Source organism: Luteibacter sp. (assembly GCF_036500425.1).
Lineage (GTDB): Bacteria > Pseudomonadota > Gammaproteobacteria > Xanthomonadales > Rhodanobacteraceae > Luteibacter.
Map to the genome: position 1 here is coordinate 39,635 of NZ_DASYCB010000048.1, position 21,705 is coordinate 61,339.

Genomic DNA, 21,705 nt, shown 5'->3' on the forward strand with positions numbered 1-21,705 from the left:
TGCGTATCCTCAGTGGACCTTCGCAGAACCGGTGAGGTTTTGCGGCTCATCGTCGTCTTCACCCTCTTCCTCGTCATCCCCTGGGGCGGGAACGCTGAGCGGTGGCGGAACATCGGTGTAGCTGCCATTGCCGTGATTCGGCGCCCCCATGAAACGGACGCCAAATTCCTCGCAAAGCACGGCGCTGTCACGCTGCCCTGCTGCGTTTGCTAGCACATCCGAAGCACCGGCTTCTTTCAGCCGCCGGGCAAGTTCGTCCGGCGGCAAGCGACGCAAAGACGCATCGCGGCCGACGGCTTCGAGTAAATCGATCGAATCAGACATCAGTAATCCCCTGTAAACGCGGAAGGCCCCCGCCCCCTTGCGTCAAGCCGATTATGTCACGGTTACGTGACGATCTCTGCTTGCTGGTCGAGCGCCTTCACCCGCTGCCAGACCTCGGCAACCGGCTGCATTTCCCGTGCCGGGGGCAGGATGACCGTCTCGGATACGGTCATCTCCACCTGGGGCAGGTCTCGCAACTTTACACGGTCGATGCGGGGGGCATCGATAGCCAGCGTCGCGCAACGGTAAATGATGATTTCGTGATCCAGCGGGTAGTCCCGGCTGAGGCGGTCGACCAGCACCTGGCGATAGGCCGGGCCGGTGGAGCTGAGTCGGGCCAGGGTGGTGTCACCCACCAGCGCCACCTGCCACAAGATGACATAGCCCGCCGTATCGAGCTGCCGGTCATAAAGCACGAACTGGCTGGCCTCGAAGTGCTGGCAACCGAAGCGGCCTGGGTCGATGCCCAGGTCGGCGTACAGGCAATCTTCGGATGAGACCCCTGCCTCCATATGCGCCTCGAATCCTTCGGCCCGCGCGGCTTCGATCGCCTTGTGCGGGGTCCACGCGAAGATCCCGGGGTGCCCGTAGAACACGACGCAGACCTCCTTCCCCGCCCGCACCTCGGCCATGATCAGGTCGAGCCATTCGCGGTAGGTCAGCATGCGCGACTTACCTTCGGCGTAGTTGCCCTGGAGGCTCCGCACATCCGGGTTCATTCGCTTCAGCCACTCCTCGACCAGGTTGTCGGAGAGCGCGGCAAACACCACGTTCGCCTGCTCGATATGGCTCCGCGAGATCGGCGTGAGGTGGGAACCGAGGGTCATGCCCATGCCGACTACGGCGAGGCGGCCCGAACGAGAGGGAATGGGAGTAGGCGTCGTCATCGCCGGATCGTAGGGCAAATTCGGTGACAACCACAGGTGTCGCACCGCGCTCCATCGCTATGGCGTGCGCCGTTTCGGCAAAAATCGCATTTTCTTGCGATGGCAGTAATTGCCGCGTATAGGAAAAAGTCTGATGGACAGTATTACGTACGGAATCATAACTTCCGGGGAGTACTGACGGGCAGGGCTGCTCTTCTTACGGTTCCACCGCAAGGTTTGCACAACATTTTGAGTTTTTTTGCGGGTGCCTATGTGCCCGCATTCTGCGGCCGCAAGGCCATCTGGGGAGACAAAATGATGTTCAGCAACAACGTATCGGCGCAGACACTGCGTCGGTCGACGCTCGCGCTCGCCTTGGCGGCGGGTCTTGGCCTGACCGGGGGCGTCCACGCGCAGGCCACCACCGGTGCCATTGCCGGTGCCGTCCAGCCTGGCAGCGTCACCACCGTCCAGGTGAATGGCACCAACGGCCTGACCCGCGAAGTGCCGGTCGATGCCCAGGGTCACTACAACATCAACAACCTGCCGCTCGGCAGCTACACGGTCAATGCGAAGAAAGACGGTGCCGTCGTCGATTCCCGCAAGAACGTGTCCATCAAGGTCGGTGGTAGCACCGACGTCTCGTTCGTCGCCGCAGCGGCCGCCAGCGCCGCCGACGCGCAGTCGCTCGCCTCGGTGACCGTCAGCGCCAACACGCTCCCGCCGATCGATACCTCGCAGGTCGACTCGCGCACGGTGGTGACCTCCGAGACGCTGGCCCGCCTGCCGCTCGGCCGCAACGCCGAAGCCATCGCCCTGCTCGCTCCCGGTGCGGTGCCGGGTAACAGCACGCTCGGCAACGGCCGTGTCCGCACCATCTCCTTCGGTGGTTCGGGCGCGTCTGAAAACGCGTACTACGTCAACGGCTACAACACGACCGATCCTTACAAGGCTCTCGGCGGCGTTGGTCTTCCATACGGCGCGATCGACCAGCAGGAAGTCTATACGGGCGGTTACTCCGCCAAGTATGGCCGCTCGGATGGCGGCGTGATTTCGCAGGTCGGCAAGCGCGGCACCAATGACTGGCACTTCGGTGCGCAGATCCTCTGGGAGCCGAAATTCGCCGCATCCAATCCGGGCAACGTCTACTACGGCAACCGCCAGCTCCCGGCAGGCTACGGCTACCAGGATACGAGCAAGGTCGGCGCCCTGTACCGCTCGGGCGATGACAACACCAAGTGGACCCAGACCTACAGCGCCTATGTCGGCGGCCCGCTGATCAAGGACAAGCTGTTCTTCTTCCTTGCTGCCGAGGCTGAAAAGTCGGAAGGCGACAGCACGTCGAACGCCGAGGCCAACCCGGTCGCGACGAACCACTACAAGTACAACCTGCCGAAGATCTACGCGAAGATCGACTGGAACATCAACGATTCCAACATCCTCGAACTGACCGGTATCCATTCGACCGACGAGCAGCGCGGTTACTACACCGGATACAACTACGACACGCGCGAGGACTCCGGCCGCACCGGTGCACTCGCCGATACGTCGAAGATCACGTCCAAGTTCGCCATCGCCAAGTACACCTCGTACATCACCGACGACATCACGCTGTCGGCGACGTATGCCAAGGGCTGGACGGATGACTACCTGACCAACTCGACGCCGAACATCGACCAGCAGCCGTACATCTTCAACCCGGCCCTGCAGAACCCGGCGCTCAACGGCGGCACACCGATCACCAACCTCAACTCGTCGCAGACGAGCCAGGATCCGTCTGCGGGCACCCGCACCCACGGCCTGCGCCTCGACCTCGAGTGGCAGCTCGGCGATCACCACCTGGCCGGTGGTATCGATAACATGCATTACAAGGGTATCGACGAGGGCACCTCGACGAGTGGCCCGGGCTACTACTGGCGCTACTTCCACTCCGCCAACCCGGACACCCCGATCAGCGTGGGCCAGGGCGTCGGCGCCCCGGGTGGCGATGGTTACTACACCCGTCGCGTCATCTTTTCGAGCGTGACCAACATGTCGCTCGACCAGCGCGCCCAGTACCTCGAGGATCGCTGGCAGGTCAACGACAAGGTGCTCGTCAGCATCGGTGTGCGTAACGATGGCTTCAAGAACTTCAACGACAAGAACAAGCCGTACGTCAACAACCAGGCACAGTGGGCCCCGCGCCTCGGCGCCTCGTGGGACGTCTTCGGTGATTCGAGCCTGAAGATCTACGGCAACCTCGGCCGTTACTACCTCGCCCTGCCGAACAACGTGGCCGTGCGCGGCGCCTCGTCGTCGACGTACACCTACGAGTACTTCAACTACACCGGCATCGATGCGAATGGCCGTCCGACCGGCCTCACCCCGCTGGGCCAGGGCATCGTCTCGCCCGATGGCGAGTTCGGCCAGCCGATCGACGCGCAGTCGGTCGCCGCGCGTGACCTGAAATCGCAGTACCAGGATGAAGCGATCTTCGGCTTCGATAAGCAGCTGGGTTCCGAGTGGGTGACCGGCGCCAAGGTCACGGTGCGTAAGCTGCGTACTGCGATCGATGACGTGTGCGACACCGGCAAGATCGGCGAGAAGATGACGCGTGAAGGCCTGGATCCGGATTCCGTCGTTATCCCCGGTTGCATCATCTTCAACCCGGGCGACACCAACACCTTCAGCCTCGCCAACGTCGATGGTTCCGGCCGCACCGAAGTGAAGATGAACCAGCAGGACTGGGGCTTCGCGCAGAAGGCGAAGCGCTCGTACTACGCGCTCGACATGTACCTCGAGCACCCGTTCGACGGAAAGTGGCAGGGTCGCCTCGACTACACGTTCTCGCGCTCGTACGGCAACACGGAAGGCCAGACCAAGTCCGATATCGGCCAGACCGACATCTCGAAGACCCAGGATTGGGATTCGGCTCTGCTGATGGATAACGCCAACGGCCTGCTCGCCAACGATCGCACGCACCAGATCAAGGCCTACGGCGCTTACCAGCTCACCGACCAGTGGCTGGTCTCCGGCAACCTGCGTCTTGCTTCGGGTTCGCCGAAGTCGTGCCTGGGCTTCCTGGATGGCGAGGCCGATCCCGATCCGATCGGTTACGGCTCGTCGTACCACAACTGCAACGGCCAGCCCTCGCACCCGGGCGACAAGCGCAACCCGTGGTACCGCCAGCTCGATCTCGCGGTCACGTACCGTCCGTCGTACTTCGAGAACAAGCTCGCTTTCGGCCTGAGCGTGTTCAACGTCACCAACGAGCGCAAGCCGCTCAACAGCTACGCGACGTATGAAGCCCTGCCGCAGACCGTGCTCAACAACTACGACCTGGGCCAGTTCTTCCAGAACCCGCGTTATGCCCGCCTGACCGCGACATACGACTTCTGATCCTGCCCCGCTAGTCCGGCGCCCTCTCCCGGGGCGCCGGACCTGGTTCGTAACGATTCGCCCAGGGAAAGGGCAACGCAAATCTCCCTCGCCACCGCCCTTGCGGTGGCGTTTTTTTTGCGGATTCGATAGGCGCAGCCTCTTGGCTTCATAAGATCAATCAATTTCTGCAATGTTCATCGAGCAGCCTATGATCGAGCTGTTGCATTAGTCACGGGACGCGGGCACGTCGTGCGTCTCCGAAGCCAACCCCAGAGGAGAAACGCGATGTCGAATGAATCGAAATGCCCGATTAACCATGCCGCGGGCGGCGGCCAGACCAACCAGGACTGGTGGCCCAACCGACTAAGGGTCGATCTGCTCAACCAGCATTCGTCACGATCCAATCCCCTGGGCGAAGGCTTCAACTACGCCGAGGCGTTCAAGTCGCTGGACTACCAGGCGCTCAAGAAAGACCTCGAAGCCCTGATGACCGATTCCCAGCCTTGGTGGCCAGCCGACTTCGGCCACTACGGCGGCCTGTTCGTCCGCATGGCCTGGCACAGCGCTGGCACCTACCGCATCGGCGATGGCCGTGGTGGCGGTGGCCGTGGCCAGCAGCGCTTCGCACCGCTGAACAGCTGGCCCGATAACGTCAGCCTCGACAAGGCGCGCCGCCTGCTCTGGCCGATCAAGCAAAAGTACGGCAACAAGATCTCCTGGGCCGACCTGCTCATTCTCGCGGGCAACGTCGCGCTGGAGAGCATGGGCTTCAAGACCTTCGGCTTCGCCGGTGGCCGCGAGGACACCTGGGAACCCGATCACGACGTGTACTGGGGGACCGAAACCGAATGGCTCGGTGGCGATAACCGCTATGGCAAGGTCACCCCGAAGGACGATGGCGTGCTCGTGGCCGACCCGCACCTGCACGGCAAGGAGGAGGACCGCACCGAAGGCGGCCGCAACCTCGAGAACCCCCTGGGCGCGGTTCAGATGGGCCTGATCTACGTGAATCCGGAAGGCCCGGAAGGGAACCCGGACCCGGTCGCAGCCGCGCACGACATCCGTGAAACGTTCGCGCGCATGGCCATGAACGATGAAGAGACGGTCGCGCTCATCGCTGGCGGTCACTCGTTCGGCAAGACCCATGGCGCGGGAGACGCGAAGAACGTCCAGGCCGAGCCCGAAGCGGGCTACCTCGAACAGCAAGGCCTTGGCTGGCACAACGACCTGCGCAGTGGCGTAGGCGCGGATGCGATCACCAGCGGCCTCGAAGTCACCTGGACGCAGACGCCCACCCAGTGGAGCAACCTGTTCTTCGAAAACCTGTTCGGTTTCGAGTGGGAGCTGACCAAGAGCCCCGCCGGTGCGAACCAGTGGGTCGCCAAGAACGCCGAGGCATCCATCCCGCTGGCCTTCGACAAGACCAAGAAGCAGCTGCCCACCATGCTGACGACCGATCTGTCGCTGCGCATGGACCCGGCCTATGAAAAGATCTCGCGCCGTTTCCTTGAGAACCCGGATCAGTTCGCCGACGCCTTCGCCCGCGCCTGGTTCAAGCTGACCCACCGCGACATGGGCCCGCTCTCGCGCTACCTCGGCCCGGAAGTACCCAAGGAAGAGCTGATCTGGCAGGATCCAGTGCCTAAGGCCGACCACGCGGCGGTCGGCGATGCTGACGTAAAGGCGCTCAAGGCGAAGGTGTTGGCTTCGGGTCTATCCGTGGCCGAGCTGGTCTCGACGGCCTGGGCATCGGCATCCAGCTTCCGCGGCGGCGATAAGCGGGGCGGCGCCAATGGCGCGCGCGTCCGCCTGTTCCCACAGAAGGAATGGCGTGCGAACAACCCGGCGCAACTTGCAAAGGTGCTCGACAAGCTCGAGGGCCTTCGCAAGGAAGCCGGGGTAAACATCTCGCTGGCCGACCTGATCGTGCTCGCGGGCGGCGCAGCCGTCGAAAAGGCGGCGAAGGACGCAGGCCACGAGGTGACCGTGCCGTTCTCGCCGGGTCGCACCGACGCCACGCAGGAGCAGACCGATGTGGCCTCGTTCGAGTCGATGGAGCCGATCGCCGATGGATTCCGCAACTATGTGAAGGGCCACTACAGCGTGCCGGCCGAAGCCCTGTTGATCGACAAGGCACAGCTGCTCACCCTGACCGCGCCGGAGATGACCGCCCTGGTCGGCGGCCTGCGCGTACTCGGTGCCAACGTCGACGGCAGCAAAACGGGCGTCCTCACGGATCGCCCCGGCCAGCTGACGACCGACTTCTTCCGCAACCTGCTCGACATGAAGTACGAGTGGAAGCCGTCTTCGCCGGCCCGGCATACCTTTGAGGGCAGTGAACGCGGTGGCGGCACCGCGCGCTGGACCGCCAGCCGGGTCGACCTGGTGTTCGGCTCTAACTCCGTGCTCCGCGCCCTGGCCGAGGTCTACGCCCAGGACGACTCCGGCAAGAAGTTCGTCAGTGACTTTGTCGCCGCATGGGCAAAGGTGATGGAACTGGATCGGTACGATCTGAAACGGAAGTAGTCCACCCAGGTGCCAAGGCCGCCCGGCTTGAGGGCCGGGCGGCCGTTTCACACCGTTTCGGCATATTAGGCGCAGAATCGGCACACCTTCACAGAAGTGCAAAGTGGCTCCCGAACCAGCAGGATTTTGCGCCTCGTTCATGGCACGCTTAGCGAACACCGACACTCAACGGGGAGTAGGCGTGAACGGAAGCACGGCTCACAAGACCACCTGGACCCAGCAATTCGCGATCGCGGCCGCGTACGCGGCATGCTATGAACTCGCCCGATACTTCACCGTTTCGCACTGGATGCTCACCGCGGGCCTGCGCCTCGCCTGCCTTTTCCTGCTGCCAGTCCGTTACTGGCCCGCCCTGATCCTTGGCGAAGCCCTGCCTTCGTTCGAAACCGCCCTGCTTAATGAGCCGCAGTTTGGCGCGGCATGGTCGCTGGCGGCCGCCGTGCCCATGGTGTTGCTGTGGATCCCCGTCGTCAGGCCACTCCGCGAACGCTGGCCGTTACGCGCTCCCGATGGGACGCTCCGGGTTGGCGTATTGCTCACGGCAACCCTGGGATGCGCGGCGGTCACGGCCGTCGCCACCACGATGGAACTCGAAGCCGCCCTGATGTCGAACCCCGGCGCCTGGCCGGATATTTCCGCGTCCATGTATTTCTGGGCCTACCTCCTGGGTGCCTACCTGGGCGCACTGACCCTGACACCGACGATCCTCGCGATCCACGAGCGGGCGGCCGGCGTGACGAGCTCGCGCCTCACCATGCTCTGGCGGAGCGCCCTGGCGCGTGACCTCGTCGGCTGGGTGATCCCCATGTGCGCAGGCCTCGCCTGGGTCGCGCTCGCAACCGACCAGGACCTGTTGCGCCAGGCCGCGCGGCTTGCCCTGCTCTTGCCCATGTTCGCGGTGTCGCTGCGCCACGGCTGGCACGGCACGGCACTGGGCGGCATGCTCGCCAGCATCGCGTTGGCGCTGACCGGCATCACCCTGCTCGAGCCGGACATGGTCCGCTGCCAGGCGGTGCTCTCACTCGGCATTTCAGGCACGTTGCTGGTGGCCCCAGCACTGGCGCGGCGCAAGCGCCTCGCATCACCGGCCGTTCGCACGAACCGGTGATGCAAGGCAAGCAAGCACGGCAATCATCGTTACAACATCCTCTACATCAAGCTGATCGCCTTGCCGATCAGTTGAATTTGACGCTGCACTCCGCCGGGTTCTTGCAATTGACAGGCTGCGTCGGAAGCTGTGCGCGATAGCCAGTGGACACGGAGTGGGTGGTCACGGCCATCGCGCTGCCAGCGGCAAACGACAGGGCAAGGACAAGCGCGGCGACGGCGGAGCGGGCAAAAATACGCATGGTGAATCTCCTGCTGTGGTGGTTGGAGACCCTAGCGTAACGCCCGTTCTGGTCAGAAAGTGCGCAACGTACCCCTTGCGGAATGAGCGTATTCGGCACACCGCACGTATTAGATTGCCGCAATTCAGGTGAATGGCTTATGCGGTGACGATGCTTGTCTGACGCATATCGGAGACGATGCGCCCCGCATCCAGCTTCACCACGCGATCCGCAAGATGGAAGTAACGGTCATCGTGACTGATCGCGACAACCGTTTTCCCACGCGCCTTCAGCTCGGGAAGAAGCGTGCGGTAGAAGTAGTCGCGAAAGTGGATGTCCTGGTCCGCCGCCCACTCATCGAAGAAAAAGATTTCGCGGTCTTCCGCATAGCACTGCAGCAGCGCCAGACGCTTGCGCTGGCCGGTCGAGAGCGTGAGCTTCGACAGTTCACCACGCGAAACATCGACATGCGCACCCAGCCCCAACGCATGCAGAAGTGCGCGGATGCGGTCGTCGTCAAGCACGTGCCCTTCATCATCCAATACATGGGGAAAGAGGAAGAAATCGCCAAACACCCCGGTGAAGCGCTGACGATGCCGTTCCCGATCCTGTGCCACAGGCGCGCCATCCACCCGCACCTCGCCGGCGGTAGGGGCCAGCAGCGATGCCAGGACGAGCAGCAAGGTGGATTTGCCACTGCCGTTTCCGCCGACGATGAATAATAGTTCGCCACGCTGGATATCGAGATCGACGGGCCCCAGGGCCACGCGATCCGCACTGTCGGCAGGGTACGCATAACTCACGCCGCTCAGGCTCATGCGCTGCCACGGCCTGCTCGTCGAGGGCGTTTTAGAGGACGCCGCATCGTCGATATCACCCGAAAGATCGAGCCCCACCTTCTGCAGGTGGCGAAGGCTTGCCGTACCCACACCCACCTGGCGAGCGGCGCTGGTGATGAAAGCGACGGGCCCGCCGAGGAAAAGTGCGCCGATCACGAAGCGGGTCACCGTGCTCGCCGGAAGCGACAAGGCGGTGTAGCCGACGTAGACAATCACGAAGACAGACGCATAAACCACCGCTGACGACCAGGCCTCATTAAAGCCGAGCCCCGTATGTACCTGGGTCATCAAGCGGCGCGCACGGCCGATGGCAGGACCGAGCAAGGCATCTGCCACATGGCGTGCACGCGCCGCGTTGAGTGCCATTTCCTTTTTCCCTTCGCTAAGGTAGCGGAAGTATTCGAAGACCTTTTCGTTCGCCTCGCGCAAGGCATCAAACCGACCGCGAAGAAAGCGCTCCAGAAGGAACGATGCGATCGCCGTTGCACCAAGGAAGCCGACCAGGATGCCGAGCAGTGCGGTGGAAACGCTGGCCAGGTAAGCCGTGTACAGAACCACCAGCAACACGTTGTACGCAAGCATGGGCGCAACCAGCACGAGCGGGGCGATCGCGGCGACGTCCTCGATCAGGGAACCGAAGATGGCGTGTTTATCGTTCGCCAGGGCTTCGTATTCCAGCCGAACGAAGCGTCGCGAAAGATCCGCGCGCAGCTGGGCGACAAGATCACCGCCCAACCTCGCGAGAATGGCCTGGGAGGCGACGCCGGCGAGCAACACGGCGATAAGCCACGCCACACCCGACAGCCAACCAGAAGGGCCATGATCCGGGCCTGCCGTGGCCATGCCATTAATGTGCGCGAGAAGCGCCATGGTGCACACGGCACTAAGGCAAGAAAGTGCGATGGCGGCAAGAACGAGACCGCGGTGGCGAAGGACAAAGCGCCGCACGATCATCAACACACACTCCCCTTGTTTCATTGATGCCGCTTCCGTGCATCGTGCCAGAGCAACGCATGAGCATCGCATGCGTTCGCGGCGCAAAAACGGCAGCGCGCATGCTATCCCTTGCCGCCCGGCGCAGAATCGGCCAGCGTTGTCGTGGACGCGCCCGCTGCGACACGTGCTCCATCCTCCGGGCGCATACCCGTTACACCAAGGAGTGTTCCATGCAGACCGACAAGATCCTGGCCGGGTGGCTGAGTGGTGCGGATAGCGTAGGTGGGTATGACAATCCGGCTGGCTCCCTCTATACCGAGGGCCAGGCGCAGACCATGGTGGCCATGACGAACGCCGAGATGGCGCTCGCCTCCAACTGCAGCTCGTGTACGGCTTCCCGGCCGGGCCTCTGCTGCTAATACGCAGTAGCGGCGATAGCCGTGGCTAACCACCACGGCTATCTCTCCCTTTCAGGATCACCTCGGACTTTCCAGGATCGGCCCATGGATGCTTCGGCGTCGCAGAATGCTTTCGCCCCTGTTATTGCCTACCTGATCGCCGACGCGCGCGACGCGCTGGCCACTGCTATCGCCAACCAGTCGCGCCTGCTCCCGGATGAACGCTTACGCATCGCGGCGACCGCTGACCACGCGCTGTGCGAGAACGCCGCGCGCAAACTCAACCGGGTATTGCTGCTTGAACTACACGCTGCACGACTTTCCGGCGACCTTCCCGCTGATGAAGAAGCGGGCTTCCGGGCCTTCGTCGCGCATGCGACGACACCCGCGTTCGTCGCTGCGATCACGCAACGTTACCCTGCGCTCAAACCGCGGCTCAACAAGGCGCTCGACCAGCAATGCACCGCGATCACCACCCTGCTCGCCCGTCTTGTCCACGACCGCGATGCGCTCTGCACGTTCGCCGGTGTTGATCTCGGCACCCTGCGCGCGATCGACCTTGGCGAAGGCGACGTCCACGAAGGAGGGCAATCTGTCGCGCGCCTGACGTTCGCCGGGGCGACGCTGATGTACAAGCCACGCTCCCTGCGTGTCGATGCGGCGCTCGATGACTTTCTCGAAGCCCTGATGCCGGGTGATTCATGCCGCATCCGCGTGCCCGCGGTTCTTGACCGCGGTGAGTACGGCTGGGCGCGCTATGTCGCGCATATCCATTGTGTCGACGATATCGAACTCGGTGTGTTCTACCAGAACATCGGCCGCTGGCTGGCTGTGATGCGCCTGCTCGGCGGCACGGACATCCACTACGAGAATCTCATCGCTTCGTCCGCCGTGCCTTATGTGGTCGATGTCGAGAGCCTCTTCGTGACGGAGGTCCCGGTGCCACCCACCGGCAAGGGCCAGGCGGTGGACCTCGCGCAATCGCTCATTCGGGCTTCCGTACTGCGCACGGGCCTCGTGCCATTCCGTGCGCCGGTCCTCGGCCTGGATGGTGTGGACATCTCCGCGATCGGTGCGCTGCAGGGGGAACAGCCCAAGATCCGCGTACCCGAGATCATCGACGGCGGTACGACACGCGCCCGCGTCGGCCTGGTCAGCGTCGATATCGATATCGGCAAGAATCATCCCTGTGCCAATCCCGATATCTCCCGCTTCTGGGAAGACATCGTCGCAGGTTTCCGCGGCATGACCGACACGCTGGCCTCCCGCCTTAGCCAGGGCACCCTGCTCCCGCTGATGCAGCCTTTCCTGGGTACGCGCATCCGCCGCATCCGCCGCCCGACGCAGGCCTACGTGGAGGTCATGCGCATGCTGTGGCACCCGGCGTCCCTGCACGATGAGGCGGCGGCCATCGACCGCGCTCGTGACCTTCTGGAGAAGAACGCCGCCGCGCAACCTATCGCGCCGTCGGATTCGCGCAGCATCGCTGCGGAAATCGATGACATGCGCTTTGGTGATATCCCGGTGTTCGTCAACGTGCTTGGCCAGGCCCAGATGGATGAAGTATTCCAGGCATGGATCGACATGCGCATGGATCTCGAAGAGTTGACCATCCGCGGCGCCCTGGTCACCGCCCACCTGAACGTGCGGCTTAATGACGATAAGCGATCACCTTACGATCTGACCGCGAAGTACCCGCACCACGGCGATGTCGATCGACGCCGTCGCTTGATGGCACGCGAGACCGTAGAGCAACTGCTAAAGCTCTCGGTGCGCGGTGACGACGGCACGATGACCTGGATCAGCCCGATACTCGGCCGCGGCGGCTGGGCCATGCGTACGCTGCAACCTAACCTCTACGTCGGCCTTGGTGGCATCGCACTGGCGCTTGCCGCTTATGCGGAAGAAATGCGTCACGGGCGGGTGGATGAGGTCGACGATGTCGTGAATGCGTTGCAAGGCGTGTTGCGCGTCATGCGAACCGCCGAAGACACGGAAGAGCCGGAGGCCATCGGTGGCTTTATCGGCCTCGCCTCGCAGGTACAGATGTGGCTCACGCTTGACCACCTTCGCCCTGACGAGGGATTTCTGGAAGATGCGATCCGCCAGGCCGCACGTATGGAAACGTGGGATATCGAGAACGAACGCGTACTCGATATCCTCGAAGGCGTGGGCGGCGCGATCGTCCCTTTGCTTAACCTGGCGGCAGCCACCGGCGAACGCCGCTGGTTGACGCTTGCTCGACGCGCAGGCCTTCGGCTCGAAACCACCGCCATTGTCGACCACCGAGGCGCACGCTGGCCGGCATCGATTTTCGACGAACCCATCGGCGGCTTCGCGCATGGCGCTACCGGTACGGGCTGGGCACTGACCCGCCTTGGCCTTAGCGACGCGGGCGATGCCACGGATCGCCATCGCTGGTTGGATCTCGCCGAGCGCGCGTTTGATTTCGAGGAATCGCTATTCCTCAGCGACGCGGGCAACTGGACCGATGTGCGAAAACCTGAGAGCCGCGATTTCGCGGATACCTGGTGCCATGGCAGCGTCGGCATCGGCTTCGCTGCCGCTGATCTCTACGAACGCACCCACCACCCACGCCACCTGGACACGCTACGGCGCGCCGTGCGCGCCGCTGCCAGTGGCGGCTGGGGTCACAGCCATACCCTGTGCCACGGCGATCTCAGCACATGGGAACTCATGGCGCGTGCTGCACGCATCGCCCCAGGCATCGTTCCCGCAAGCACGCCGGCAGGCATTCCGCTGATTCTTTCCAGCATCGAAGAACACGGCATCGTTGGCGGCCTGGCGCGCGACGCGTTCACCCCGGGCTTGATGAGTGGCGTATCCGGTTCCATCGTGCAGCTCTGCCGCATGCACCCGGCGTGCCGGCTGCCTTCCTCGTTGCTCATGGAGTACTGCCGGGCGGCCTGAGGCTTGCGGGGAGTGCGGCGCCTGAGGATATACTTATATTGACTGTATATCCATGGAGTGTACGATGCGTGTATCGAAATGGGGCAACAGCCTGGGTATTCGCCTCCCGGCCGCTGTCGTGGCAGCACTGGACTTGAAAGAAGGAGATGACGTGGTGCTTTACGCCATGGGAGCTCGCGAGTTCGCCGTCGAACGCGGCGCACGCGATGAAGAAGTACTGCAACGGCTGCAAGCCATGGCCAGCCGGCTGCCCGCCGATTTCCGTTTTGACCGTGACGATGCCAACTAGCGCTGATGGAAGGGCTGACGTTCCTCGATAGCAACATCGTCCTTTACCTGCTTTCGCCCGATGCCACGAAGAAACGCAAGGCCGTAGAGCTGTTGGCCCGCCGGCCGTCGATCAGCGTGCAGGTATTGAACGAAGTGACCAACGTATGCCGTAAGAAGGCAGGCATGTCCTGGCAGGAGATCGCCCTGTTCCTGGTGGACATACGGCATTTCTGCCCCGTCGTCAGCATGACGGAAGGCATCCACGACACTGCGCGCCGCATTGCCGCGAGAAACCAGCTCTCGTTTTATGATGCGAGCATCGTCGCTGCCGCTATCGATAGCGGCGCGGCGGTGGTGTGGTCAGAGGATATGCACGATGGCCTGGTCGTCGAACACAGTGTCACCGTGGTGAATCCCTTCAAGGGCTGACCGCGCTGCGGCCAACGCCTTTCAGCGCGCCGATGCAGTGGGCGCGTACCCGCGTTCCGCCATCATCTTCGCGATCGCCGCATCGACATCGGCAATGACTGCGTCAAGCGGCTGGTTGGCATCGATCTCCGCAATAGGCGCGCCGCTGTAACGAAGCAGCGGCGTCACCGCGATCTTGCGAGCGAGTGCGTCACGACTGTGATCGGGCTTGCGCGCGCAGGCCACGTCCAGATCCACGTTGAGTCGCAGCACGAGATCCGGACGGTGACTCGCCATCCATTCGAATGCCGAGTGTTCGTAACGCGCGAGGCGTACCACCATCCACGAACCCTTCGACGTCTCGGGAAAACCCGGGCCATCGTACGCGCCGGGAATTTCGATCTGCGGAAAGCGATCGGTGACGACGATTAGCCCTTCGCGGCGAAGCGCGAGCATGCGCTTGAAGCGACGCTTGCGGCGCAGGGTGAAGGCGCTGATCACCAGGGCCGGGAGCAGCGTCGGCTGCATGTCGACCTTGATCCGATCGTTCACGCCATCGACCTTGCGCTTGATCGCTCGATCGAGCAGCGGCCCGATGAGCGGCCAACGCGCCATGGCGCGCGCGATGTTGCCCGACTGCTTACCCAGGTGCGCGCGGCCAGCGGGGCCATAACGGGTCACCCATTCGGCAACGTGATCGCTCACGGTCGATTTACCCGAACCATCGGTACCGATGATGGCGATCAGGGGAGCCATGACGTCAGGCTGGGCGGACATGCAGTTTCCGTATCAAAGGAGGGGAGCACTAAAAAGCATAACAGGCGCACCGGTTCCCCAGCCTGTCATGGAGGTTGCGTAGACGGGCGTGACCACGGGGCATACCATAAATAGTATTGTCTGCAGCTGAGTTCCTGGTGGGCTCACACGTGTCCGAACGCCATTATCCACCCCATATCCTGCCGGTCATCGCCCTTACGGGCTGCGATGGATCAGGTAAATCCACACTCACCGAATCCCTCGTGGCGCGCCTGCGTGAGCTGGGTCCGGTCGAGCCGCTATACCTTGGCCAGTCCTCCGGACGCATCGGCGAATGGGTGCGCGACCTGCCCGTGGTCGGGGCGCCGCTTGGCCGCTACCTGACCCGGAAATCCGATCGGGTACATGATCGTCCCAAGCAGGCCCCGGGTGGCGTCACCGCCCTGGCGATCTACCTGCTTTCGCGCTGGCGAGCCCATAAATACCGGCGCATGCTGCGTCTTTGTCGCGCGGGCACGCTGGTCGTCACTGACCGCTATCCGCAAGCGGAGATCCCCGGCTTTCTGTTCGACGGCCCCGAACTGGCCAAGACCGAAGGCGGCTCATGGTGGGTGCGCTGGCTGCGCAAACGCGAACAGGACCTCTATGCATGGATGGCGTCTGGCGTTCCCGCCCTCTTGATCCGGCTCAACGTGGATGAGGTGACGGCACATGCGCGCAAGCCTGACCACAAGCTCTCGTCGCTGCGCGCCAAGATCGCCAACATCCCATTGCTGACCTTCAACGGGGCGCACATCCTCGATCTCGATGGCCGTGACGCCCCCGGCTTCGTGCTCGAAGCCTCGTTGCGCGCCACGCAAACCGCCCTGGAGTCGACACGGCGATGAGCCACGATGCCTTTGACGACACCCCTCTGCCGCCGATTCCCGGCTTGATCGCCGTGGTCGGTTGCGATGGCACCGGCAAGTCCACGCTCACCCACGACCTCGCACGAATCCTCGGCCAACACGTGCCCACGGTACGCCGCTACCTCGGCCTGATTTCCGGCGAGAGCGGGGCCAAGATCAAGGACTTGCCGCTGATCGGACCGCGCCTGGAGAAGCGCCTGGCGGCCAAGGCGGCGCATGCGCAGGACATGAAGAACAAGGCCCCCGGCATGTGGGGCGCGTTGATCATGTACGGGCTCTCGATCTGGCGTGAAGCGCACCTGCGCAAGGTGTGCCGGCTTGCTGAAAGTGGCACGCTCGTCATCACCGACCGCTTTCCGCAGGCCGAGGTCAGTGGCTTCCGCTATGACGGCCCCGGCCTTGGGCTTGAGCGCAGCAACAGCTGGGTGGTGCGCAAACTGGCCCAGCGCGAGCAGCGTTTGTACAAGCACATGGCCCGTTACCGGCCGATACTGGTGATCAAGCTCGATATCGACCTGGCGACCGCCTATGCGCGCAAGCCAGACCATAGCCGCTCCGAGCTGAGTGACAAGATCGCGGTCATGGCGCGCCTTCAGTACAACGGCTCACCCACCTTCGGTCTGGATACTCGCGCGCCTTACCCCGATGTACTGGCACAGGCGTTACGCGCGGTCACCGCCGTCGTGCCCTCCCTGCCATCCACCCTTTGAACCAGCCCTGCTAGCCGAGGCGAAGTGAATACGACCCTTTCGAACGCTGCGCAGGCGCCCCTGTGGCGTCGCGTGCTCATCCGTGGCGGTAAGCGTTTCCTGCGCTGGAGCGGCCGTTTCCAGGCCAGGCACTCACTGGTCGCCACCACGCCGGTCCTGCCGAACGACACGTTCGACTGGGTGCCGCGCCTGGAAGCCGCATGGCCTGATATCCGCCAGGAACTCGACCACTTGCTCGAGCACCCGGAAGACATCCCGGCGTTCCACCAGATCTCGCCCGACCAGAAGCGTATTTCCAAGGGCGATAACTGGAAAACCTTTGGTTTCTACGTTTACGGCAAACGCGTGGACGAAAACTGCGCGATCTGCCCGCGCACCGCCGCCGCGCTGGATGCGCTCCCGGGCATGCGCAGCGCGATGTTCTCGATCCTGAAGCCGCGCTACCGCATCGAGGCTCACAAGGGCCCGACCAAGGCGGTGATCCGGGCCCACCTGGGCCTGCGAGTCCCAGCCGACTGGGAGAATGTCTGGATCCGGGTCGACAACGAGATCCTTCACTGGCGTGAAGGAAAGGTCGTACTTTTCGACGACAGTTTTGAACACGAAGTTCACAATGACACCGACGAGCTCCGGGCGGTGCTTTTCATCGATATCGACCGCCCTTCGGATCGGCTGGGAACTGCCTTTAACCGGTTGATTTTCTGGCTTATTAGCATAAGCCCCTATGTGAAACAGCCGATGGCGAACATGGCGAAGTGGAACCGGGACCACACCCGAAAATAACCTCAAAACGGTTAAGAACTCACACAAAACTTACAAGATGGGCGTATAGGGACTTACGAAAATCTGAGTAAATTCTTAACATAGCCGCGAATTAGGGTACCATTAGGTTCAGTAATGACCTTGCAACCATCCGGTGCTGTCCCCAACTGACGCGAAGCCTGCGTCAAATAGCGGTAAGAAAATGAGCGCTGACGGAAACCTTCCTACTCGCACATCGGCGGCAACGCCCACCATCAACTCGGTGCCTTTGCGCCGTGGTGACTTCGCCACTTTGGCGGAGGTGCTGGACTATGCCGCGACCGGTACTACCGGTGCGAACTTTTATACGGGCGGCAAGCTGGTTACCGCCCTGCCCTACGCCACCTTGCGAACGCAGGCGATCAGCCTTGCGCAGCGCCTGGCTTCGCTGGAGCTGCCGCGTGGCGCTCGCGTCGCCATCGTTGCGGAAACCAACGCTGACTTCCTCCGCTTCTTCTTCGCCTGCCAGTACATGGGCCTGGTGCCCGTGGCCGTGCCGTCCGCGGTCAACCTGGGCGGCCACGACGCTTTCGTGCTGAAGCTGCGCGGCATGCTGCAGGCATCCGATGCCGCACTTGCCGTGGCGTCCGAGACGTTTCAGGGCTTCCTGAGTGAAGCCGTGCGCGATACCAACGTGGTCATGTGGGGCGAGCCGTCGGCGTTCGACGCGCTCCCGGCGCAGTCCATTGCGCTGGAGCCGATTGGCCCCGACGAGGTCGCGTACCTGCAGTTCACCTCGGGCAGCACGGGCACGCCCAAGGCGGCGGTGATCACCGAGCGTGCCCTGCTCGCCAACCTGTACGGCTCGATCAATCACGGGCTGGTGCTGCGCGAAGACGATCGCTTCGTCTCGTGGCTGCCGTTCTATCACGACATGGGCCTGGTCGGCTGCCTGCTGACCGTCATGGGCGGCCAGCGCTCGATCGATTACCTGGACACCCGCGAATTCGCGATGCGCCCCCGCCGCTGGCTGGAGCTCATGAGCGAGTCGAAGGCGACCATCGCTTACAGCCCGCCGTTTGGCTACGACATGTGTGCACGTCGCGTCCGCCCAGGCGATATCGCGTCGTACGACCTGTCGCACTGGCGCATCGCCGGCATCGGCGCGGAGCCGATCCACCCGGATGTAGCCATGAAGTTTGCCGAACTGCTCGCGCCGGCCGGCTTTGATGCGCGCGCGTTCGTGCCGTCTTACGGCATGGCCGAAGCCGCGCTGGCGGTCAGCTTCGCACCGCTGGGCGAAGGCATGCAGGTCGACTGGATCGACCCGACCGAGCTTTCGGACCACCTGCGTGCCACGCCGGTCGCCAAAGGCGAAGGTACTCCGTTCGTCCGTTGCGGCCCGGTGCTGCCGGCGCACGAACTCGAGATTCGCGATGAGGCCGGCTATTCGCTCGCCGATCGCCATATCGGCAAGATCCTCGTCCGTGGGCCGAGCGTGATGTCGGGCTACTACCAGCAGCCCGCACTCAGCGCCGATGTGCTGGGTAGCGACGGTTGGCTGGACACGGGTGATATCGGTTACCTGATCGACGGCGAGGTCGTGATCACGGGTCGCCACAAGGACATGATCATCGTCAACGGCCGCAACATCTGGCCGCAGGAGATCGAGCGCATCGTCGAGCGGCAGCCTGAGCTGCGTTCGCAGGACGCCTCGGCGTTCAGCGTACCGGGCCCGACCGGCGCGGAGATCGCTGTCGTTGTCGTCCAGTGCAATACCGATGAGACCGCCGTCCGCGTCGCGCTGGTGCAGCGCATCCGCCGTGAACTGCTGGAAGAACTGGGCGTCGATTGCCTCATCGAGCTGGTCCCGCGCCACACGCTGCCGCGTACCTCGTCGGGCAAGCTCTCGCGCTCGGCCACGCGCAAGGGTTATCTGGAACGCCAGGCACAGGAGCAGGTCCTTCGGGTCGCGAGTTCGCGATGAACGAAGAGCTCGACGACGGCAGGCCGGTCGTTGCATTGACCGGTGCCACTGGCTTCATTGGCGCCGCGTTGAGTGAGCATCTGATGCAAGCAGGCTACCGCGTGCGGGCCTTGTACCGGCCACGACGTGGAAGGGTCATGCCCTGCGCCGATGGTCTCAAGTGGATCGCCGGCGATCTCGATGATCCCGAAGCACTGGCCGAGCTGATGCGCGGCGCTGAAACACTCATCCATTGTGCGGGCAGCGTTCGCGGTGCGAACCGCGCCGATTTTGACCGGGTCAATGAGCAAGGTGTCATCAACGCCGTTGAGGCCGCCTTGCGTGAGCCAGCATGCCGCCGGTTCCTGCTGATCTCATCGCTGGCCGCGCGTGAGCCTGAGCTTTCCGACTACGCGGGCAGCAAACGTCGGGGCGAACGCGCCCTCGCCGCGCGCGCGGGGCGGCTTAGCTGGGCAGCGATCCGCCCGCCGGCCGTCTACGGCCCCGGCGACCGCGAGATGCTCCCGCTTTTCCAGGGCATGGCACGCGGTGTCGCTGCGATCCCGGGTTCGGGTAGCGGCCGTTTCTCGCTCATCCACGTCGCCGACCTGGCGTCGGCCGTGATTACCTGGCTTGGCGCAGGCACCGAAAGCGGCGCGATCTACGAGCTGGATGACGGCCACGAGCGTGGCTACGACTGGGATACCGTGCTTGGCACGGCGGCACAGGTGCTGCGTGATGGCGCGCCCATCCGCCGACTGAAGATTCCTGTCGCCATCCTGCGCACCGTGGCCGGTGTGAACCGGCTGGGTGCGCGCCTGTTTGGCTATGCGCCGATGCTGACCCCCGGCAAGGTGCGTGAAATCACGCACACTGACTGGGTGTCCGACAGCACGGCCTTTGTACAAGCCACCGGCTGGCGGCCTGTCGTAAGCTTTCGCGACGGCCTTGCCCAGACCCTTGGCAAAACCCCTGCTTTGACCGGACTGCCCGAATGACCCACCAGAACATCGTTGCGCAGGTGATCGAATTGATCACGCAACTGCCGGACATGCGTCTCCCCGCGCACATCACCGAAAAAACCGGCCTCACCGGCGACCTGGCCCTCGATTCGCTCAAGGTCATGGATCTCGTGGTGCTGGTGGAAGACCACTTCGATATCTCCGTGCCGGTGAATGAACTGGCCGATATCAAGACGGTAGGGGAGCTCGCCACGCTGATCGAAAAGATCGTGGGCAAGCACGCATGAAAGAGAACGCCCGCCTCCTGGCGGTGCAGGCTGTCCGCCAGGAACTGGCGACCCTTGGCATCGACCCGTTCGGTATCCAGATCGACGAGATCCTTTCGCCGACGGAAGGCCTGATCCAGGGTCGCAAGACGATCCTCGCCGGCACCAACAACTATCTCGGCCTGACCTTCGACCCGGACTGCATCGCCGCCGCGCGGGAGGCCCTTGAGGGCGCCGGTACGGGTACCACGGGCTCGCGCATGGCCAACGGCAGCTATGCCGCGCACCGTGAGCTGGAACTTGAGCTGGCGCGCTTCTACGAGAAGCGCGACGCCATCGTGTTCTCCACCGGCTACCAGGCCAACCTCGGCATGATTTCCGCCCTGGCCGGCCCCGGCGACACCGTGCTGATCGATGCCGACAGCCACGCGAGCATCTACGACGGCTGCAACCTCAGCGGCGCGAACACGATCCGTTTCCGCCACAACGATCCGGAAGACCTGGCCAAGCGCATGCGCCGCCTGGGGGATGAAGCGGCCAACGCCGTGGTCGTCATCGAAGGCGTTTACAGCATGCTGGGTGATCGCGCCCCGCTGCGCGAGTTCGTCGATGTGAAGACGCAGTTCGGTGCCACGCTGCTCGTCGATGAGGCCCATTCCATGGGCGTGCTCGGCCAGAAGGGCCAGGGCCTCTGCGAAGAGACCGGCACGCTCGCCGAGATCGACTACGTCGTCGGCACGTTCAGCAAGAGCCTGGGTAACACCGGCGGCTTCTGCGTCGGCGATGCGGACGAGATGGAAGTGCTGCGCTACGCCAGCCGCCCGTACGTGTTCACCGCCTCGCTGCCGCCGGCAACGATCGCGGCCACGCGCATGGCGCTGCGCAAGCTCGCGGCTGCCGATGTCCTGCGCCAGCGTATCCGTGATAACTCGGCGCGCCTGCATGCCGGCCTTTCCGGTCTGGGCTTCCGCCTTGGCGCGCCGGCCAACGCCGTCGTCGCCGTGCTCGCGGGCGACAAGGTCGAGGCGCTGCGCTTCTGGCACCACCTGCTCAAGCAGGGCGTGTATGTGAACGTGATGGTCCCGCCGGCCACCCCGGGCAATGAGTCCCTGCTTCGCTGCAGCGTCAGCGCGGCCCATACGCCCGAGCAGATCGACGCCATTTGCGCGGCGTTCGCCAGCTGGCCGGGCGCCAAGGCGTAATGGCCATG

General features: G+C 63.6%; 19 protein-coding genes. 14 read left to right on the plus strand and 5 right to left on the minus strand.

From position 1 onward, the window contains the following. Positions 1 to 9 precede the first annotated feature (9 nt). Both VGN46_RS11365 and VGN46_RS11370 read right to left on the minus strand, forming a co-directional pair. Positions 10 to 324 carry a hypothetical protein gene (locus tag VGN46_RS11365; RefSeq protein ID WP_331643794.1) on the minus strand — a complete coding sequence of 105 codons (315 nt, stop codon included), beginning with the start codon at positions 322 to 324 and terminating at the stop codon, positions 10 to 12. Positions 325 to 386: 62 nt separating this feature from the next. Then, a complete protein-coding gene (locus VGN46_RS11370; protein ID WP_331643795.1) occupies positions 387 to 1,211 on the minus strand; it encodes an SAM-dependent methyltransferase in 825 nt (274 codons plus the stop codon). 294 nt (positions 1,212 to 1,505) lie between these two features. Between VGN46_RS11370 and VGN46_RS11375 the strand changes: the two genes are divergently transcribed. The 3 genes from VGN46_RS11375 to VGN46_RS11385 all read left to right on the plus strand — a co-directional run bounded on the left by VGN46_RS11375 (position 1,506) and on the right by VGN46_RS11385 (position 8,184). After that, positions 1,506 to 4,568, plus strand: a complete 3,063-nt coding sequence (locus VGN46_RS11375; protein WP_331643796.1) for a TonB-dependent receptor — start codon at positions 1,506 to 1,508, stop codon at positions 4,566 to 4,568. Between the two features lie 267 nt (positions 4,569 to 4,835). Then, positions 4,836 to 7,076, plus strand: coding sequence for a catalase/peroxidase HPI (gene katG, locus VGN46_RS11380; RefSeq protein WP_331643797.1), 2,241 nt, complete (start codon positions 4,836 to 4,838; stop codon positions 7,074 to 7,076). A gap of 181 nt (positions 7,077 to 7,257) precedes the next feature. Continuing rightward, positions 7,258 to 8,184, plus strand: coding sequence for an MASE1 domain-containing protein (locus VGN46_RS11385; protein WP_331643798.1), 927 nt, complete (start codon positions 7,258 to 7,260; stop codon positions 8,182 to 8,184). A gap of 67 nt (positions 8,185 to 8,251) precedes the next feature. Here VGN46_RS11385 and VGN46_RS11390 read toward each other — a convergent pair whose 3' ends face one another. Further along, positions 8,252 to 8,425, minus strand: coding sequence for a hypothetical protein (locus tag VGN46_RS11390; protein ID WP_331643799.1), 174 nt, complete (start codon positions 8,423 to 8,425; stop codon positions 8,252 to 8,254). Positions 8,426 to 8,562: 137 nt separating this feature from the next. Next, on the minus strand, positions 8,563 to 10,269 hold the full coding sequence (locus VGN46_RS11395) for a cyclic peptide export ABC transporter (protein ID WP_331643800.1): 1,707 nt from the start codon (positions 10,267 to 10,269) through the stop codon (positions 8,563 to 8,565). A gap of 140 nt (positions 10,270 to 10,409) precedes the next feature. Between VGN46_RS11395 and VGN46_RS11400 the strand changes: the two genes are divergently transcribed. The 4 genes from VGN46_RS11400 (at position 10,410) to VGN46_RS11415 (ending at position 14,207) form a co-directional block, all read left to right on the plus strand. Then, the gene (locus VGN46_RS11400) at positions 10,410 to 10,598 is read left to right on the plus strand and encodes a DUF6229 family protein (RefSeq protein WP_247332377.1); all 189 of its coding nucleotides are present in this window, start codon (positions 10,410 to 10,412) and stop codon (positions 10,596 to 10,598) included. An 84-nt stretch (positions 10,599 to 10,682) separates the two neighbouring features. Further along, on the plus strand, positions 10,683 to 13,508 hold the full coding sequence (locus VGN46_RS11405; protein WP_331643801.1) for a type 2 lanthipeptide synthetase LanM family protein: 2,826 nt from the start codon (positions 10,683 to 10,685) through the stop codon (positions 13,506 to 13,508). A 64-nt stretch (positions 13,509 to 13,572) separates the two neighbouring features. After that, on the plus strand, positions 13,573 to 13,797 hold the full coding sequence (locus tag VGN46_RS11410) for an AbrB/MazE/SpoVT family DNA-binding domain-containing protein (protein WP_331643803.1): 225 nt from the start codon (positions 13,573 to 13,575) through the stop codon (positions 13,795 to 13,797). Positions 13,798 to 13,802: 5 nt separating this feature from the next. Beyond that, positions 13,803 to 14,207 (plus strand): PIN domain-containing protein, encoded by a 405-nt coding sequence (locus VGN46_RS11415; RefSeq protein ID WP_331643804.1) that lies wholly within the window; start codon positions 13,803 to 13,805, stop codon positions 14,205 to 14,207. 21 nt (positions 14,208 to 14,228) lie between these two features. On the opposite strand, the gene VGN46_RS11420 is transcribed toward VGN46_RS11415, so the two are convergent. After that, entirely contained in the window at positions 14,229 to 14,963 is a 735-nt protein-coding gene (locus tag VGN46_RS11420; RefSeq protein WP_331643805.1) for a hypothetical protein, read from the minus strand. 149 nt (positions 14,964 to 15,112) lie between these two features. On the opposite strand from VGN46_RS11420, the gene VGN46_RS11425 reads away from it, so the two are divergent. The 7 genes from VGN46_RS11425 (at position 15,113) to spt (ending at position 21,697) form a co-directional block, all read left to right on the plus strand. Next, positions 15,113 to 15,829, plus strand: a complete 717-nt coding sequence (locus tag VGN46_RS11425; RefSeq protein WP_331643806.1) for a hypothetical protein — start codon at positions 15,113 to 15,115, stop codon at positions 15,827 to 15,829. Next, positions 15,826 to 16,560 (plus strand): hypothetical protein, encoded by a 735-nt coding sequence (locus VGN46_RS11430; RefSeq protein WP_331643807.1) that lies wholly within the window; start codon positions 15,826 to 15,828, stop codon positions 16,558 to 16,560. Before VGN46_RS11425 ends, VGN46_RS11430 begins: the two co-directional genes overlap by 4 nt. Before the next feature lie 24 nt (positions 16,561 to 16,584). Further along, positions 16,585 to 17,343 carry an aspartyl/asparaginyl beta-hydroxylase domain-containing protein gene (locus VGN46_RS11435; RefSeq protein WP_331643809.1) on the plus strand — a complete coding sequence of 253 codons (759 nt, stop codon included), beginning with the start codon at positions 16,585 to 16,587 and terminating at the stop codon, positions 17,341 to 17,343. Positions 17,344 to 17,524: 181 nt separating this feature from the next. Next, the gene (locus tag VGN46_RS11440) at positions 17,525 to 19,288 is read left to right on the plus strand and encodes a fatty acyl-AMP ligase (RefSeq protein ID WP_331643810.1); all 1,764 of its coding nucleotides are present in this window, start codon (positions 17,525 to 17,527) and stop codon (positions 19,286 to 19,288) included. Beyond that, positions 19,285 to 20,265 carry an NAD-dependent epimerase/dehydratase family protein gene (locus tag VGN46_RS11445; protein WP_331643812.1) on the plus strand — a complete coding sequence of 327 codons (981 nt, stop codon included), beginning with the start codon at positions 19,285 to 19,287 and terminating at the stop codon, positions 20,263 to 20,265. The genes VGN46_RS11440 and VGN46_RS11445 overlap by 4 nt, the downstream gene beginning before the upstream one ends. Next, on the plus strand, positions 20,262 to 20,516 hold the full coding sequence (locus VGN46_RS11450) for an acyl carrier protein (protein ID WP_331643813.1): 255 nt from the start codon (positions 20,262 to 20,264) through the stop codon (positions 20,514 to 20,516). Before VGN46_RS11445 ends, VGN46_RS11450 begins: the two co-directional genes overlap by 4 nt. After that, the gene (spt, locus tag VGN46_RS11455; RefSeq protein WP_331643814.1) at positions 20,513 to 21,697 is read left to right on the plus strand and encodes a serine palmitoyltransferase; all 1,185 of its coding nucleotides are present in this window, start codon (positions 20,513 to 20,515) and stop codon (positions 21,695 to 21,697) included. Before VGN46_RS11450 ends, spt begins: the two co-directional genes overlap by 4 nt. Positions 21,698 to 21,705 lie beyond the last annotated feature (8 nt).

Bases quoted from the DNA above. Each gene is read 5' to 3' on its own strand.
- katG (WP_331643797.1), top strand. From the start codon at position 4,836: ATGTCGAATGAATCGAAATGCCCGATTAACCATGCCGCGGGCGGCGGC.
- VGN46_RS11405 (WP_331643801.1), top strand. From the start codon at position 10,683: ATGGATGCTTCGGCGTCGCAGAATGCTTTCGCCCCTGTTATTGCCTAC.
- VGN46_RS11410 (WP_331643803.1), top strand. From the start codon at position 13,573: ATGCGTGTATCGAAATGGGGCAACAGCCTGGGTATTCGCCTCCCGGCC.
- VGN46_RS11395 (WP_331643800.1), bottom strand. From the start codon at position 10,269: ATGCGATGCTCATGCGTTGCTCTGGCACGATGCACGGAAGCGGCATCA.
- spt (WP_331643814.1), top strand. From the start codon at position 20,513: ATGAAAGAGAACGCCCGCCTCCTGGCGGTGCAGGCTGTCCGCCAGGAA.
- VGN46_RS11375 (WP_331643796.1), top strand. From the start codon at position 1,506: ATGATGTTCAGCAACAACGTATCGGCGCAGACACTGCGTCGGTCGACG.
- VGN46_RS11430 (WP_331643807.1), top strand. From the start codon at position 15,826: ATGAGCCACGATGCCTTTGACGACACCCCTCTGCCGCCGATTCCCGGC.
- VGN46_RS11420 (WP_331643805.1), bottom strand. From the start codon at position 14,963: ATGTCCGCCCAGCCTGACGTCATGGCTCCCCTGATCGCCATCATCGGT.
- VGN46_RS11400 (WP_247332377.1), top strand. From the start codon at position 10,410: ATGCAGACCGACAAGATCCTGGCCGGGTGGCTGAGTGGTGCGGATAGC.
- VGN46_RS11450 (WP_331643813.1), top strand. From the start codon at position 20,262: ATGACCCACCAGAACATCGTTGCGCAGGTGATCGAATTGATCACGCAA.
- VGN46_RS11365 (WP_331643794.1), bottom strand. From the start codon at position 324: ATGTCTGATTCGATCGATTTACTCGAAGCCGTCGGCCGCGATGCGTCT.
- VGN46_RS11415 (WP_331643804.1), top strand. From the start codon at position 13,803: ATGGAAGGGCTGACGTTCCTCGATAGCAACATCGTCCTTTACCTGCTT.
- VGN46_RS11440 (WP_331643810.1), top strand. From the start codon at position 17,525: ATGAGCGCTGACGGAAACCTTCCTACTCGCACATCGGCGGCAACGCCC.
- VGN46_RS11445 (WP_331643812.1), top strand. From the start codon at position 19,285: ATGAACGAAGAGCTCGACGACGGCAGGCCGGTCGTTGCATTGACCGGT.
- VGN46_RS11370 (WP_331643795.1), bottom strand. From the start codon at position 1,211: ATGACGACGCCTACTCCCATTCCCTCTCGTTCGGGCCGCCTCGCCGTA.
- VGN46_RS11390 (WP_331643799.1), bottom strand. From the start codon at position 8,425: ATGCGTATTTTTGCCCGCTCCGCCGTCGCCGCGCTTGTCCTTGCCCTG.